The following is a 14867-nucleotide window of genomic DNA, read 5'->3' as shown; positions in this document are numbered from 1 at the left end:
AAACACATAGAAAGCACCCAATAAATGTTTTATGCTGATTGAGCTTAAGACCGTTTAAGCATTTTGACTTTTTCATTTTTAACTAAGGATGGTAACAATGAATGCTTGGAATAGTGTTATTTTTATGAAAACCAGTAAACCATGGTCCGAATTGAGTTCAATGGCAAAATGGCCTGGTGTAGAAAAAATGTGGTCTACAACCGGTAAATGGGATTGGTGTATTAAGTTGGACAAAAATTCCTCGACTCCCGAAAAAACCCATGAATTTGTGACTCGCATGCGTGATGGTCATTGGGCCACTGAAACCCAAACTAATTGGTGGAAAGAAATTTCTGCAAAATAGCAATAAATAATAAAAGCCCCAGCCTTGGCTGGGTTTTTATTTTTGACAAATCAAAAAGCGAATTACCGTGGCTTGACCACGGTAATTCGATATTCTAAAAAGTCAAGCAAAAAAACTTAGAGGTCGAGTATTGAGTAACCTTGCCATTGGTGTGGTAGCGTGATAAAAAAGCGGTTCGCAATGTCAAGGAGTGAAGTCATGTCTTATTCCATGGGAAAGCGCTTTCGATCCCTTGTCAAAACCAATTCCCCATTACAAGTTGCGGGTACTATTAACGCTTACTCTGCCATGCTGGCTGAGAAAGCTGGTTTTGAGGCAATCTATTTGTCTGGTGCGGGCGTTGCTAATGCCTCTTATGGTTTGCCTGATTTAGGGATGACTTCGCTTGCTGAAGTTCTAGAAGATGCAAGGCGTATCACACAAGCTTGTTCTCTGCCCTTATTGGTCGATGTTGATACTGGATGGGGGCATGCTTTTAATATTGCAAGAACGGTCAAACTCATGGAGCACACTGGTGTTGCTGCGATTCATATTGAGGATCAAGTTCTTGCCAAACGTTGTGGACATCGTCCCCATAAAGCAATTGTTTCGATGCAAGAAATGGGTGATAGGATAAAAACAGCGGTTGATGCTCGCTCAGATAAGGATTTTGTAATTATGGCTCGCACCGATGCCTATGCAATTGAGGGGATGGCTGCAGCGATTGAGCGTGCGCAATATTACGTTGAATTGGGCGCAGACATGCTCTTCGCTGAAGCCATGACGACTCTTGCGGAATACAAAGAATTTTGTAAGCACACCACGGTACCTGTCTTAGCAAATATTACTGAGTTCGGTAAAACACCGTTATTTACACGAGAGGAATTGCAAGAAGCGGGTGTTCAATTGATTTTATATCCTCTAAGCGCTTTCAGAGCAATGTCACAAGCTGCCTTAACAGTGTATCAAACAATAAAAAACATGGGCACTCAACGTGGTGTGTTGGATAGTATGCAAACACGTAACGATTTATATGAGATTTTGGGTTATTACGATTACGAAAAAAAACTGGACCAATTAATGGAGGTTGAGGATGGTCAATAAGTCAGCGGGGGGATTGGCTGGTGTGGTTGCTGGACAATCAGCTATCGCTACGGTGGGGCAAGAAGGCAAAGGCTTAAACTATCGTGGTTATTCTATTTATGATTTGGCAGAATATGCAACCTTTGAGGAAGTCGCCTACTTACTTCATTATGGTCACTTACCTACGCGCTCAGAACTTGATGCTTACATAAAAAAATTGATGGGCTTACGAAAGCTGCCAGAGGAATTAAAAAGGGTACTAAAATTAATTCCGAAGAATGCGCATCCAATGGATGTTTTAAGAACAGGGTGCTCTATGCTTGGGACACTTGAGCAAGAAGAGAGTTTTTCCCAGCAATACGAGATCGCTGATCGTTTATTGGCTGTTTTTCCGGGCATGATGTGTTATTGGTATGCTTATCACTTTCAAGGAAAAGAGATTTCTGGGGAGAGTGAAGAGCAAACGATTGGTGGCCATTTCCTTAGCCTTTTACATGGACGTAAGCCAACGCAGGTTGAGTCTGACACGATGAATGTTTCGCTAATTTTATACGCGGAGCATGAGTTTAATGCTTCAACATTTGCTGCACGAGTGACAGCCGCAACCTTGTCTGATTTCTATTCTGCCATTACGACAGCGATAGGTGCTCTACGTGGTCCTTTGCATGGTGGTGCAAATGAAGCAGCTATGGAGTTGATTAGTCGATTTAAAAGCCCTGATGAGGCGGAAAAAGAGTTAGTGAGCATGCTCTCTAGAAAAGAAAAAATCATGGGTTTTGGCCATCGAGTTTACACGACGTCTGATCCTCGCTCGGACATTATTAAAGCTTGGTCGCATAAGTTAGCTGAAGCGAGAAATGGTATGCTTTTATTTAATATATCTGAACGTATTGAAGCAGTTATGCGCCGGGAAAAAAAATTGTTTCCTAACCTCGATTTTTATAGTGCATCTGCTTATCACTTCTGCGGTATCCCAACGCATCTATTTACACCCGTCTTTGTGATGTCACGGACTACAGGCTGGTCAGCACATGTCTTTGAACAGCGAGCTGATAATCGTTTGATTCGGCCAACGTCTGAATATACCGGACCTGAGCGTCAAGAATTTATTCCCATAGATAAAAGAGGGTGATGATAATGCATTCTTATGTAGAAGATAACGTTAGGCCAGATTACGACCTGGTTATACGTGACATTGCTGATTATGTCCTAGATAAAAAAATTGACAGTATTGATGCCTATGAGACGGCCCGCCTTTGTTTGATGGATACCTTGGGCTGTGGAATGTTGGCCTTAAATTTTCCGGAATGCACAAAGTTACTTGGACCGATTGTTCCTGGTGTCTTTTTACCTGGCGGAGCCCGTGTACCAGGAACTTCTTATGAGCTTGATCCTGTGCAAGCCGCATTTAATATTGGAACAATGATCAGATGGCTTGATTTTAATGATACCTGGTTAGCCGCTGAATGGGGGCATCCATCTGATAATTTAGGTGCTATTCTGGCGGTTGCGGATTATATAAGCCGTCAAAACCTTAGGAATGGTAAACCTGCATTAACGATGCATGCCGTTTTGACCGCCATGATCAAAGCGCATGAAATTCAAGGATGTCTTGCTCTGGAGAACAGTTTTAATCGTGTAGGTTTGGACCATGTGATCTTGGTGAAGGTCGCCAGTGCGGCTGTTGCAGCACAATTATTGGGTGCGGATAGAGATACTTTACTGCGAACTCTCTCGCAAGTTTTTGTTGATGGACAAAGCCTGAGAACATACAGACATGCGCCTAATGCTGGATCACGCAAATCCTGGGCGGCCGGAGATGCAACCGCTCGTGCTGTACGGCTTGCATTGATTGCTGCCACAGGGGAGATGGGATATCCAAGTGCTTTAACTGCTCCTAAGTGGGGTTTTTATGATGTTTTATTTGGTGGTAATCGTTTCAAATTTCAAAGGAAGTATGGCAGCTATGTGATGGAAAATGTTCTATTTAAACTTTCTTATCCAGCTGAATTTCATGCTCAAACAGCCGTTGAGTGCGCTGTTTCTTTGCATCCATTAGTGAAAGATCGTTTTAACGACATCCTGAGAATTGAACTAATCACGCATGAATCCGCTATTCGTATTATTAGTAAACAAGGGACTCTATATAACCCAGCTGATAGAGATCATTGTTTACAGTACATGGTAGCCGTAGCCTTATTACACGGTGATTTGCGCGCAGAGCATTACGAAGATGAAGCTGCTGCTGATCCGCGCATTGATCAATTAAGAGCTAAAATGCAGGTGACCGAGAACAAGCAATTTTCTGTTGATTATCTTGATCCAGAGAAACGTTCTATTGCTAATAGCATTAAAATAGTGTTTAAAGATGGTACAGAGTCTAAGTTGGTTACTGTTGAATACCCAATCGGTCACAAACGACGCCGTGAGGAAGGTATACCAGTATTAATTGCTAAATTTAAACATAATCTTGCTACGCGCTATACGCCAGCGCAGGTAGATAGTATCACTCAAGCGATGAATGATGTTGATCGTTTCGCAGCAATGCCTGTCGTTGATTTTATGGCGCTTTGGCAGCCTAAATAGAGGTTGAATGATTTATACTTAACACCAATGAAAATTGTTATCAAAGTTGGAACGCAAAGCATTTTATCGAGTGATGGGACACCCTTTGAGCCAATTATGCTTCACTTGGTTGAGCAAATTGTGACCCTCCAGAAAGCCGGCCATCATGTTGTGTTAGTTAGTTCTGGGGCTGTTGCTTCAGGTCGTAAAGTGGCAGGCCAATTTCTTGGACGTCAATATGGAAGTTCGATAGGAGAAAAACAAGTTTTGGCCTCATTGGGTCAATATGAACTTATGCATATTTATGCCTCGATGCTGAAAAGACATAACGTGCTAGCATCACAATTGTTACTGACAAAACAAGATTTTCAAACTAGGCAGCATTATCTAAATATTTCGCGATTACTTCGTGAAATATTAGCTCAGAAAAACATTGTACCCATCATTAATGAGAATGACAGCGTTGCCATTGAAGAGCTCATGTTTACCGATAATGATGAATTGGCAGGCCTTATTGCTGCTCAGATGAATGCTGATAAGCTAATTATTTTAAGTAATGTTGACGGCGTTTATACGGGACATCCCCGTGAACCAGGATCAGAACTTATTCCCATAATTAATCCGAAAGATGCATGGCCTGAAGTGTCTTCTAGTAAAAGCCTTCACGGAAGAGGGGGAATGATTAGCAAACTCGGAACGGCCCGTAAAATGTCAAATCTAGGGATTACAACGCATATAGCCAACATCAACCATTCTTTTGTGGTTACTCGCATTGTCAATGAGGAAACTTTGGGCTCAACGATTTTGCCGAGTAGAAAAAAGTCAAACATAAAAAGATGGATGGCTTATAGTAGTGAAAAAAACATCGGCTCCATTACAATAAACTCCCGCTTGGTTGTAATTTTAAAAGAAAATAAACGTGTCATAAGTATATTACCTGTTGGTATCGAGAAATGTACTGGTAATTTTAAGCGGGGTGATTTGGTAGAGATACTTACCCCGGAGAATGAAAAGATTGGAGTAGGTCTTGCTCGGTATGATGCTGTTAAATTAAATGAATATTTGGGTCAATTAGCAAAACCGGAATTTATTCACTATGATCATTTACATATTTTTTAGAGACTGTTCATCAGCTGTGTCATTCCCGCGTAGGCGGAATCCATTCTGGAATGGCATGAGGGCTTTGATCAGGATTGATCCTCGTCTACTTTTAAAGGTATTTTTCAATGCTTGAGGAAGTAATTGACCAACTTAAAATTGTCAAAAAAGCCAGCCACAGTTTAATGCTTATTGATGAAGAAATGCGCAATCAAGTGTTATTAACTCTAGCTAAGCAATTACGTAAATCTGTGTCTAAAATCATTGATGAAAATAAGAAAGATTTGGCTTTAATGAATAAGGAAGATCCAAAGTATGATCGGCTTCTTTTATCTGCAGAACGTATTTATTCTATTGCAGCTGATGTTGAATTAGTGGCTTCTTTACCGCACCCGAGAGCGACCATTCTCGACGAAAAAAAACTTCCAAATGGCTTAAAAATTCAAAAAGTTACCGTCCCATTAGGAGTAGTAGCCGTTATTTATGAATCAAGACCTAACGTGACAATCGATGCTTTTGCTTTATGTTTTAAAACGGGCAATGCTTGTGTATTAAAAGGTGGCAAGGAAGCTTATCATAGTAACCAATGCCTGGTTTCATTAATTAAGCAAGCTCTACACCATCATGATATCACTGAAAATGTTGTCTATTTATTGCCATTAGAACGAGAAGCATTGAATACACTGTTGAAAGCAAATCATTTCGTGGACGTTTGTATTCCAAGGGGAAGTCAGTCATTAATAAATTTTGTGCGTAAAAATGCACGAATACCTTTTATAGAAACGGGTGCTGGTATTGTTCATACTTATTTTGACTCAAGTGCCGATGTGGAAAAAGGCCGGTTAATTATCGACAATGCTAAAACAAGAAGAGTTAGCGTTTGTAATGCCTTGGATACTTTGATTATTCATGAAAAGCGCTTACCTGATTTACACTTGCTAGTAGAACCACTTGCGAATAAAAATGTCGAAATCTTTGCGGATGATCATAGTTATAAGGCCCTCGAATCTTTTTATCCTAAAAAGTTACTTCACCAAGCAAGCGCCAAAGATTTTGGCCAAGAGTTTCTATCCTATAAAATGTCGATAAAAACAGTTGCTTCGGTAGAAGGAGCTGTTAATCACATCATGGAATATAGCTCCGGTCATAGTGAAGCAATTATTGCAGAAGATCAGGCTGCAATTCGTTATTTTCTAGATCATATTGATGCAGCAGCTGTTTATGTGAATGCGTCAACGGCATTTACTGATGGCGGACAATTTGGGATGGGTGCTGAAATTGGTATTAGTACACAAAAATTGCATGCTCGAGGCCCTATGTCTTTAGACGCCTTGACTAGCTACAAATGGATTGTTTTAGGTGATGGCCACATTAGAACATAACCATTAAAATTTGCGTTTAAGTCCTGCAGCTGCCAGTATCTTTGTTGCAATTTCTTCAATAGAATAACGGGTGGAATTTAAATAGGGGATTTTTTCTCGTTGATACATTGCCTCCACTTCAGTCACTTCCAGGCGACATTGTTCTGCAGATGCGTATTTGCTGTTCGGGCGTCGTTCTGTGCGAATATGCTGCAATCGCTCAGGATCAATGGTTAAACCAAAAAGCTTATGCCTGTAAGGTCGCAATATCTCGGGTAACTTGTAGAAAGTCAAATCCTCATCTGTGAAGGGATAGTTAGCGGCAAGTATGCCAAAGTGTAAAGCCATATAAATGCAGCTAGGTGTTTTGCCGCAGCGAGAAACACCAATTAACACAATGTCTGCTTTGTCGTAATCACGTATTTTAATGCCGTCATCATGTGCCAAGGCATAATCTACAGCTTCAATCCGCTGGCTATAAGATTGACTGTTTGCCACACCGTGTGTTTTTCCTACAGTGTAAGATGATTTTGCGTGGAGTTCTTGTTCCAGAGGACCAAGAAAGGTATTAAACAAATCAAAAATACTTCCTTTGGATTGCTTAATGGTATTCACAATCTCAGGGTTGATTAATGTCATAAACACGAGGGGCTTTATCTTGGTTTCTTCATAGCAATTATTAATACGCTCAACAGCAGCCTGGGCTTTAGCTATTGAATCGACGTAGGGTATAGTAAGTTTTTCAAATTGAATATTTTCAAACTGAGTAATCAAACTATTACCAAGATTCTCTGCGGTAATGCCAGTACCATCTGAAAGCATGAAGACATATCGTTTCATTTTATTTTCTCTAAGATTGTATCCTCAAGATTCTAATCGATAAGTGAGTTATCTGCTATAACAAGACTCATAACTTGGAAATTGCTTTGGCTTCTGCTATGTTCCTTAAAATGCGGTGATGTCATTAAACTGTATGACTGGATTTTCAAGTTTTTCTTTACATATAGAACATCGAATTAGTGGTCGGTAATTCGATGTTCTATATGATTAATCAGGATAAGGTTGAATTATGGAATATGATCGCTTTCAGCAAAACAGCGTTCTTTTTGTTATTGGTATTATTGCCTTACTTCTAAGCTTGAGTTTATTTACAATTTGCTTTTATATTTTCCCATTTCTTTTATTTGACTGGGTATATAATGTCCCTGAATTTGTTTCCATTTGGCGAGAATGGCTAATAGAAGAATACAATTATACTATTACAGGCGCTTCCTGGGTAATTTTGCTTATATTTCTTGTACCTGCATTTATTTGTGGCTATATCTCTTATTTTATATCTAATTATATTGATAACCGTCTTTATGGTATTGTTCCTGAAGAAACTGCAAAGAAGAAAAGGGTAGAGATTAGAAAGGATATTCAGGAAACACTTGTCTTTGTATTAAAAATACTAGGATTAGTTATTTTGGTTCTTATTGGTATCTCTATTCTTCAATGGATAGTTGCCGTGCCTACACCTTCTTAAAGGAGCAACCTTATGTTTTTCAAGAGATATAAAATTCGAAGATTGACAAAGAAATTAAAAGCCATGCAGCAAAATCGTATTCATAATCCGCCTCGAGATGAAATACTGGCCAAAGAAATTGCCTATTATCATGAACTCGCAGGAATTTATAACAAATTGATAGGACATAAGAAATATCCATTTGCTCATGATATGGTCATTGCTTGTTTACGAGCGGCTGGAAACTTAGAAGATGCAAACGCACAATACGAAGTAGCTAAAAATTTGTTGGATGAGGCCAAATTTAGAGAACGCTTGCAGCTTGAGGGGCTTTTTGCCAGCTCGAGCAATGAAAGACAGATGAAGCAATTGTATGAAGAAGCACATGTTTATTTACAAACCGCGGAAAAACTTGGTCATGTGTTAGCTAAACGACTACGTGGTCTTGCATATATTAATGGTTGGGGAGTTAGCTCAGATAAAGAGAAGGGGTTCGAGTTGGTCGTAGAGAGTATTGAACAGGAGAATAGTTGGGATAAGGTGCCTCAAATATTTGCAGCCATTGGTCTAAATAAGCCAGAATTTTTTGCCGCTATCATGAAGCATCGTAAGGCGTCTTAGAGCTTGTAAGAGTATCCTGGATATAAAAATTTATAAAAATAAAGCACATATGATCTCACGGATTAAATTTTTGATTTTTCTAATCATTGACGTTTTCATTGCATTTGATTGCACAGCTTCGGAACGAGAGTGTGTTATATTGCTGCATGGATTAGGACGCACACATTATTCGATGTCCTCATTAGAATCCACACTGAAGCGGCAGAATTTCATTGTAGTCAATGAAGACTATCCATCAACCAGAAAGTCGATTGAAGATCTTGCAAATCAGTATATTCCACCGATGATAGATCAGTGTTTAAGTAACCACTCTGATCATATAAATTTTGTTACGCATTCGCTGGGCGGCATCATATTGCGAGAATATTTGCAAAACCATCAAATTCCTAAGTTATCGCGCATTGTCATGCTTGCACCACCCAACCATGGAAGTAAACTTGCTGATCTATTACATAATAATTGGATATTTAAATTCTTTGCTGGTCCTGCAGGCCAAGAATTAACTACAGAGAAAATAAGCATTCGCGGCACGTTGGGTCCTTATCAAATAGGTGTTATAGCAGGCAATTTTAGTTTAAATCCATTCAATCGGTTGATATTTCATGAAGAGAATGATGGCAAGGTGGCGGTTTCTAGCACTCGAATGAATACGATGAAAGATTTCGTTATACTTTCTGTCAGTCATACATTTATGATGGATAATGCATTGGTACAAAAGCAAATTTTAAGTTTTCTTGATCATGGAAAATTTATTCATTCTTAGAGCTTGTTAATTAATTCGCTAAAAATAGAACAATAGACGTTATTTGCGAGCAGCGCAGCAAATGATGGCTAGTGTTCATTTTTAGTAGAATAATTAATAAGCTCTTAAAAAAACAGCCCCAAATACCCATTCATAATTGTCTTCCCCCAAAACAAAGAAACAATTCCTGCCAGACACAAAAACGGTCCAAAGGGGATTGGTGTGTCGTTTGTTTTTTTGTGCATATGAAGATAACCAATACCAACCAGAGCCCCTGTAAATGAGGCTAAAAGCAAAATGAAGGGTAGTTGCGTCCATCCAAACCAAGCACCAAGAGCGGCAAACAATTTAAAATCGCCGTTGCCCATGCCTATTTTACCAGTAAGCAAATAAAATATTTTTATGAAAAACCATAAGCTTAAGAAAGCTATAGCGCTGCTTAAAACGGCATCAGGTAAACTTGTAAACAAAGATTGTGTATTTGCTATGAGCCCTAGCCAAAGTAAACTAAGGGTTAAATTATCAGGCAAAAGCCCATGTTCTAAGTCGATAAAAAATAAGCAAATCAGCAACCAAATAAATAAGAGTGCAAAAAAGAGCGTTAGATTAAAGCCAAATTGCCAGGCTGAGAACAAAGCGAAAGCACAGCTTACAAACTCTACGATAGGGTATCGTATGGAGATGTGATGTTGGCAGTGTTTGCAACGACCACGAAGTAAGCAATAGCTCAACAGCGGTATATTATTGATAGCTGGAATGGTTTTTTTACAATGGGGACAAAAAGAGCGAGGGAAAAAAAGGTTAATTTTTTGTTTTTCCTTTGCTGGTAATTTCAGATAGCTTCTACACTCTCTCGTCATTTCTTCATGGAGCATCAAAGGTAATCGATAAATAATCACATTCAGCAAACTGCCAATGGCCAAAGAGAAAAGTGCCAGAAAAATATAAATACCAGGCCAAGAAACAATTTCAAGTTCAGTGAGCATCATGTTATCGAACCAAGTTTAAAAATAGGGATATACATGGCAAGTAATAAAAAGCCAATAATAAGGCCTAATACTGACATGATAACAGGCTCTAACAAAGTATTTAACGTATCAATGCTGTGATCAATGTCCTCTTCAAAATAATCTGCTATTTTATGAAACATCTGTTCGAGGACACCTGATTCTTCGCCGATAGCAATCATTTGCACCACCATATCTGGAAATAAACCTGTGGTTTCTATCGCAACCCACATTGGCTGTCCACAAATCACTTCATCGATGATTTTGTGACTTGCTCTTTGATAGACGCTATTACCTGTAACGTTAGCAGCAAGACGTAGAGCTTGTACTAAAGGCAATCCCGCTGCCAACGTAATAGATAAGGTGCGTGAAAAGCGAGCAAAGACTGATTTAGATATAATGGCCCCTATTAAGGGAAAATTTAATAATGTTCTATCTAAGAGCTGGGAAAAGTATGAAGAATATTTTGGCATATAAATAAGAGTTAATGTTGTTATTACGCTCATTACACAAAAAATAAAATAGTGATCTTGACAAAAGTTAGATAAATGAATGGCTTGCTGAGTTATGAATGGCAGCTCAGCATTATAGGCATTAAACATCGCTGCAAATTCTGGGATGACAAAAAATAACAGGGCAAAGGTTATTAGCAGGGCAATGATTAAAATGACTAGAGGGTAAGCCAGGGTTTTTGTTATCTTTCTTTTCATCCGTTCGAGTTTTTCCCTATAGCTAGCAATATTATTTATCATCAACGCAAGAGTGCCTGATTTTTCCCCAGCTTCAATTAGGCTACAGTACAGCGGATTAAAATAAATAGGGTGTTTATTTAATGATTCAAAAAGGGTTAATCCGCTTGCAATTTCTTTTTGGATTTTGGCAATCAAATCTCTCATCGCGTATTTGGCTTGCCCCTTTTTAATGATATCGAAGGCCGTGATTAAAGGAATTCCTGCTTGTATTAAGGTAGCTATTTGCCTACTGAAAACAGAGATATCCCAGTGATTTATTTTCTTGGATCTTTGCTGAAATAAAGAGAATTGTTTCTTAGATATTTTTTTAAGGATGATGCCTTGTTGTATGACTTCAAACTTTGCTTCTAATAGCGTAGAGGCTTTGATAATACCTTTACATGTTATCCCTCGTTGATTTAGGCCTTGCCAGTGATAATGTTGCATTTTAGACTTGTTATTCATATTAATTTGTCGTGACGCGATTAACTTCCTCGATTGTTGTTAAACCTGCTTTGATTTTCTCAATGCCAGACTCATAAAGCGTTATCATTCCTTCATTTTGGGCTTGCTTCATAATATCTACTGTCCCTTGTCCCGCGAGAATAAGATCCCCAATTGTTTTTGAGATGGGTACCACTTCAAATAAGCCAATGCGCCCGCTGTACCCATCGATGCAGTGCTTACATCCGCAACGTTGATAGAGTTTGATATTCACCGCACTCTCTTTATCAAACCCAAGCATAAATAAATCGTGTGAAGAAAGGTCTTTACGCTCAACCTTGCAATCGTTACATAATCGTCTTGCTAATCGCTGAGCAATTAATAAACTAACAGAACTGGCAATATTGAATGAAGGAATGCCCATATTATTTAATCGTGTTAAGCTCTCAACTGCACTATTTGTATGCAAAGTAGAAAGCACAAGATGTCCGGTTTGGGCTGCATTTATAGCCATCTCAGCTGTTTCTGCGTCTCTGATTTCACCGATCATGATAATGTCAGGATCTTGTCGCAAAAAGGAGCGCAGCGTTGTTGCAAAGGTTAGTCCCGCTTTGGGATTGATGTGTACCTGATTGACCCCAGGTATCTTGATTTCAACAGGATCCTCTGCAGTTAAGATATTTTTATCCTGGGTATTTAGGAGATTGATCGCTGCATAGAGAGATACGGTCTTACCACTACCGGTAGGTCCAGTCACTAAAACCATCCCCTGAGGTTTTCCGATGGCCTGTAAGAAGAGTTCCTGTTGAGTAGCATTCAATCCAAGTTCCTCGATGGGAATTTTGGGAGTATTGGGATCAAGGATACGGATGACAACTTTTTCGCCATTAACAATTGGACAAATACTTACTCGGAAATCAATGGCTTCTTTTTCAGAAAATTTCATTTTAAAACGACCGTCTTGAGGTAGACGGCGCTCAGAAATATCCAAATTGGACATAATTTTTACGCGAGCTGCCACTCTACTTGCCAGGTGGATTGATGGTGATGCAACTTCGACTAAAATTCCATCCTGACGATAACGAATACGGTATCTATCCTCATACGGTTCGAAATGAATATCAGAGGCTTTCCGGTGTATTGCACCTGAAAGAATTGCATTGACAAATTTAACGATTGGACCATCATCGCGCGATGCTTCTAGATTTGCATCATAAACATCTTCGATATCTGGACTCTGTAATTGGAGAGTAGGGTGATCATTCGTTGGACCTTGTTTGAGCCTTATTTGAGCTAGCTTTTCGATAAAATGCATTAATTTGTCACTTTCCACGACAACTGGCATCGGATAAAAACCTGTGTGAAATTGAACTTCTTTGAGAGCAATTTGATTACTAGGATCGTCAATAGCTAGGAATAATTGATTCCCACGCACAAAAAGAGGTGCCAAGTGATATTGACGCATGATTTTTTCGTCAATGAGTTTCCAGGGGATGAGATCATTATTAACACTATCCAAATCAAGAAAATCTATTCCAAAATGAAGAGAGAGCAGCCATGCTAATTTTTGTGAAGAGATTAGCTTATTCTTGATCAAATACTGAGGTAAAGTCTGCTTGGTAGAGCGAGCTTCCTTTTGATATTTAAGCATTTTTATCTCAGTAAAAAAATTTGTTTGAACCAATAGCTGAGAAATTGGGTGTAAAAATTGTTCTTCCTGAATTTCCATAATGAGGACTTTGCTATTATTTTGCAGTCATCACTATACCTCAAAAAAAGAGATTATGCAGTAAGATAAGTTCGCAATATGCTAGACTTATACTAACAACTAAAAAACCAATAAAAACAAAGGAGGAGAGATGATAGAGCATGGTGACCGTATCGCAGATCCACCACGTTACTACAGTGAGCCCTCTTCGATATTAGCAGATGAGGAAATGACGATAGAAGAACAAATCACCGCTCTTAAAAATTGGCGGGACGATATTAATCTGAAGTTACTTGCAGCTGCTGAAAATATGGATGGAGGCAGGTTTGTTGATGTCAACCTAATTGCCGAGATTGATAACCTATTGTCTTTTTTAGAGCAGAAGAAAACGTCGATCTGATGCGATTTGTTTATTTTTCACACAATTTATAAAATACAATCCAAGTAGTTGGATAGTGGACTTGCTGCTTAGCGTAACTGTATGGTACAAAAGATAATTTGCATGAACATGGGCCACGATTTTGTCTTTTGAGGATGAGAAAAATAGATTTCAAGCCCTTCGTGACTGGTTTAAGACTAGCCAAGGTCTTCATGTTGCGCGTGCCTTTGTGGGTGAATTAACCCCCTTAACTGAGTTTTTGTATGGGGAGACTTTACTGCAACTGGGTGATTGCGGGGATAATCTTTGGTTGAATTCACTGCATTATCGCCATAAATGGTTAGCTACCCCTTATTACAGTCCCGGTAGTGAAGTCATAACGGACTTTAATTCTTTGTCTTTGGATAGAAACAGTGTTGACTGCATAATAGCCCCATTGACTTTACAAGCCTTTACTCATAAGAAAAATCCTATTGATGAACTCGATCGTATTTTAAAACCAATGGGCTACATTATTTTTTTTGGTATCAATCCCTTGAGTCTTTGGGGTTTATTTATGCGTTTTGGCATGCATTCTTGTTTTGGGGCTTTAAAGGCACATTCCATGTCATTTTTCTTTGTAAAGCGTGCTATGCTTCACCGCGGTTATATTCAGTGCAGTTTGTCGAGCTTTTACTTTATACCACCCATTTATCAGGAAAAATGGATTCATCACTTGGAATTTCTTAATGAAGTTGGAAAAATGATGTGGCCATGTCCTGCTGGTTTTTATTGTCTAGTGATGCAGAAACTCGAAGAAGGGCATACAGACTTCCTGCCTGAAGCTATTGAAGAAGAATTATTAGATAGAGAACGGCTACCTCTACAAACAAGCTGTCGTCATGATTATCTTAAAGACAATAGTGTTTGAGATCGTTTGAATAGACTTAGTAACATTGGCTATAATATCGCGGATTTATTTTAGGTTAATCGCATGTCAAAAAAATCGCTATATCGGATAACGTTCGCCAATCAAGATGCAGTTTATGAGATTTATGCGCGCAAAGTGTGTGAAAGTGAAATATTTGGCTTTCTTGAAGTTGAGGAATTTGTTTTTGGTGAAAATAGTTCCTTGGTTGTTGACCCTTCAGAAGAGCGGTTAAAAGTTGAGTTTAATAGTGTAAAACGCACCTACATTCCTATGCATGCTGTGTTTCGTATTGATGAAGTGAATAAACAGGGCGTGGCAAAGGTGCGTGACAAATCAAAGGATGATAGTAAGGTAAGTATGTTCCCGGTTCCTGGCAAACGCAAGGAGTAAAC

The 14867-nt window shown here is 39.0% G+C and carries 16 protein-coding genes; 12 read left to right on the top strand and 4 right to left on the bottom strand.

All coding sequences use genetic code 11. From position 1 onward, the window contains the following. Positions 1–97 precede the first annotated feature (97 nt). The 6 genes from CKV79_RS07395 to CKV79_RS07370 all read left to right on the top strand — a co-directional run bounded on the left by CKV79_RS07395 (position 98) and on the right by CKV79_RS07370 (position 6450). On the top strand, positions 98–343 hold the full coding sequence (locus CKV79_RS07395; RefSeq protein ID WP_028372956.1) for a hypothetical protein: 246 nt from the start codon (positions 98–100) through the stop codon (positions 341–343). A 198-nt stretch (positions 344–541) separates the two neighbouring features. Continuing rightward, complete coding sequence (gene prpB, locus CKV79_RS07390; protein WP_028372957.1) at positions 542–1426, top strand: methylisocitrate lyase; 885 nt, start codon at positions 542–544, stop codon at positions 1424–1426. Next, entirely contained in the window at positions 1416–2537 is a 1122-nt protein-coding gene (prpC, locus tag CKV79_RS07385) for a bifunctional 2-methylcitrate synthase/citrate synthase (protein ID WP_028372958.1), read from the top strand. The genes prpB and prpC overlap by 11 nt, the downstream gene beginning before the upstream one ends. Positions 2538–2542: 5 nt before the next feature. Next, the gene (locus tag CKV79_RS07380) at positions 2543–3991 is read left to right on the top strand and encodes a bifunctional 2-methylcitrate dehydratase/aconitate hydratase (protein WP_028372959.1); all 1449 of its coding nucleotides are present in this window, start codon (positions 2543–2545) and stop codon (positions 3989–3991) included. A gap of 27 nt (positions 3992–4018) precedes the next feature. Further along, positions 4019–5089 carry a glutamate 5-kinase gene (gene proB, locus CKV79_RS07375; RefSeq protein ID WP_028372960.1) on the top strand — a complete coding sequence of 357 codons (1071 nt, stop codon included), beginning with the start codon at positions 4019–4021 and terminating at the stop codon, positions 5087–5089. Positions 5090–5196: 107 nt separating this feature from the next. Continuing rightward, a complete protein-coding gene (locus tag CKV79_RS07370) occupies positions 5197–6450 on the top strand; it encodes a glutamate-5-semialdehyde dehydrogenase (protein ID WP_028372961.1) in 1254 nt (417 codons plus the stop codon). A 3-nt stretch (positions 6451–6453) separates the two neighbouring features. Here the strand turns inward: CKV79_RS07370 and ppsR are convergent, their stop codons facing one another. After that, a complete protein-coding gene (gene ppsR / locus CKV79_RS07365; RefSeq protein WP_028372962.1) occupies positions 6454–7269 on the bottom strand; it encodes a posphoenolpyruvate synthetase regulatory kinase/phosphorylase PpsR in 816 nt (271 codons plus the stop codon). Between the two features lie 229 nt (positions 7270–7498). On the opposite strand from ppsR, the gene CKV79_RS07360 reads away from it, so the two are divergent. The 3 genes from CKV79_RS07360 (at position 7499) to CKV79_RS07350 (ending at position 9317) form a co-directional block, all read left to right on the top strand. Then, positions 7499–7954 carry a hypothetical protein gene (locus CKV79_RS07360; protein ID WP_028372963.1) on the top strand — a complete coding sequence of 152 codons (456 nt, stop codon included), beginning with the start codon at positions 7499–7501 and terminating at the stop codon, positions 7952–7954. Positions 7955–7966: 12 nt separating this feature from the next. Continuing rightward, the gene (locus tag CKV79_RS07355) at positions 7967–8554 is read left to right on the top strand and encodes an SEL1-like repeat protein (protein WP_035915296.1); all 588 of its coding nucleotides are present in this window, start codon (positions 7967–7969) and stop codon (positions 8552–8554) included. Positions 8555–8726: 172 nt separating this feature from the next. Next, complete coding sequence (locus CKV79_RS07350) at positions 8727–9317, top strand: esterase/lipase family protein (protein ID WP_131796106.1); 591 nt, start codon at positions 8727–8729, stop codon at positions 9315–9317. Positions 9318–9421: 104 nt separating this feature from the next. Here CKV79_RS07350 and CKV79_RS07345 read toward each other — a convergent pair whose 3' ends face one another. Genes CKV79_RS07345 through pilB form a run of 3 tightly spaced genes read right to left on the bottom strand, consistent with a single transcriptional unit; the run spans position 9422 to position 13207 of the window. Then, the gene (locus CKV79_RS07345; protein WP_408606902.1) at positions 9422–10285 is read right to left on the bottom strand and encodes a prepilin peptidase; all 864 of its coding nucleotides are present in this window, start codon (positions 10283–10285) and stop codon (positions 9422–9424) included. Continuing rightward, positions 10282–11499 carry a type II secretion system F family protein gene (locus tag CKV79_RS07340; RefSeq protein WP_028372967.1) on the bottom strand — a complete coding sequence of 406 codons (1218 nt, stop codon included), beginning with the start codon at positions 11497–11499 and terminating at the stop codon, positions 10282–10284. Before CKV79_RS07340 ends, CKV79_RS07345 begins: the two co-directional genes overlap by 4 nt. Position 11500: 1 nt before the next feature. Then, positions 11501–13207 (bottom strand): type IV-A pilus assembly ATPase PilB, encoded by a 1707-nt coding sequence (gene pilB, locus CKV79_RS07335; protein WP_028372968.1) that lies wholly within the window; start codon positions 13205–13207, stop codon positions 11501–11503. Between the two features lie 130 nt (positions 13208–13337). On the opposite strand from pilB, the gene CKV79_RS07330 reads away from it, so the two are divergent. The 3 genes from CKV79_RS07330 (at position 13338) to CKV79_RS07320 (ending at position 14865) form a co-directional block, all read left to right on the top strand. After that, positions 13338–13586 (top strand): hypothetical protein, encoded by a 249-nt coding sequence (locus tag CKV79_RS07330; RefSeq protein WP_028372969.1) that lies wholly within the window; start codon positions 13338–13340, stop codon positions 13584–13586. A 121-nt stretch (positions 13587–13707) separates the two neighbouring features. Beyond that, the gene (locus CKV79_RS07325) at positions 13708–14475 is read left to right on the top strand and encodes a methyltransferase domain-containing protein (protein ID WP_051546124.1); all 768 of its coding nucleotides are present in this window, start codon (positions 13708–13710) and stop codon (positions 14473–14475) included. 63 nt (positions 14476–14538) lie between these two features. After that, positions 14539–14865 (top strand): DUF1820 family protein, encoded by a 327-nt coding sequence (locus CKV79_RS07320; protein WP_028372971.1) that lies wholly within the window; start codon positions 14539–14541, stop codon positions 14863–14865. Positions 14866–14867: the final 2 nt, after the last annotated feature.

It is taken from the genome of Legionella lansingensis, from assembly GCF_900187355.1.
In the GTDB taxonomy this organism is placed as follows: domain Bacteria; phylum Pseudomonadota; class Gammaproteobacteria; order Legionellales; family Legionellaceae; genus Tatlockia; species Tatlockia lansingensis.
Note: the sequence above shows the minus strand (reverse complement) of the source record. Positions and strands in the feature narration are given on the sequence as shown.

What these genes read in the sequence shown, in the direction of transcription:
- CKV79_RS07395 (WP_028372956.1), top strand. Translation starts at nt 98, where the DNA reads ATGAATGCTTGGAATAGTGTTATTTTTATGAAAACCAGTAAACCATGG.
- prpB (WP_028372957.1), top strand. Translation starts at nt 542, where the DNA reads ATGTCTTATTCCATGGGAAAGCGCTTTCGATCCCTTGTCAAAACCAAT.
- prpC (WP_028372958.1), top strand. Translation starts at nt 1,416, where the DNA reads ATGGTCAATAAGTCAGCGGGGGGATTGGCTGGTGTGGTTGCTGGACAA.
- CKV79_RS07380 (WP_028372959.1), top strand. Translation starts at nt 2,543, where the DNA reads ATGCATTCTTATGTAGAAGATAACGTTAGGCCAGATTACGACCTGGTT.
- proB (WP_028372960.1), top strand. Translation starts at nt 4,019, where the DNA reads ATGAAAATTGTTATCAAAGTTGGAACGCAAAGCATTTTATCGAGTGAT.
- CKV79_RS07370 (WP_028372961.1), top strand. Translation starts at nt 5,197, where the DNA reads ATGCTTGAGGAAGTAATTGACCAACTTAAAATTGTCAAAAAAGCCAGC.
- ppsR (WP_028372962.1), bottom strand. Translation starts at nt 7,269, where the DNA reads ATGAAACGATATGTCTTCATGCTTTCAGATGGTACTGGCATTACCGCA.
- CKV79_RS07360 (WP_028372963.1), top strand. Translation starts at nt 7,499, where the DNA reads ATGGAATATGATCGCTTTCAGCAAAACAGCGTTCTTTTTGTTATTGGT.
- CKV79_RS07355 (WP_035915296.1), top strand. Translation starts at nt 7,967, where the DNA reads ATGTTTTTCAAGAGATATAAAATTCGAAGATTGACAAAGAAATTAAAA.
- CKV79_RS07350 (WP_131796106.1), top strand. Translation starts at nt 8,727, where the DNA reads ATGTCCTCATTAGAATCCACACTGAAGCGGCAGAATTTCATTGTAGTC.
- CKV79_RS07345 (WP_408606902.1), bottom strand. Translation starts at nt 10,285, where the DNA reads ATGATGCTCACTGAACTTGAAATTGTTTCTTGGCCTGGTATTTATATT.
- CKV79_RS07340 (WP_028372967.1), bottom strand. Translation starts at nt 11,499, where the DNA reads ATGAATAACAAGTCTAAAATGCAACATTATCACTGGCAAGGCCTAAAT.
- pilB (WP_028372968.1), bottom strand. Translation starts at nt 13,207, where the DNA reads ATGGAAATTCAGGAAGAACAATTTTTACACCCAATTTCTCAGCTATTG.
- CKV79_RS07330 (WP_028372969.1), top strand. Translation starts at nt 13,338, where the DNA reads ATGATAGAGCATGGTGACCGTATCGCAGATCCACCACGTTACTACAGT.
- CKV79_RS07320 (WP_028372971.1), top strand. Translation starts at nt 14,539, where the DNA reads ATGTCAAAAAAATCGCTATATCGGATAACGTTCGCCAATCAAGATGCA.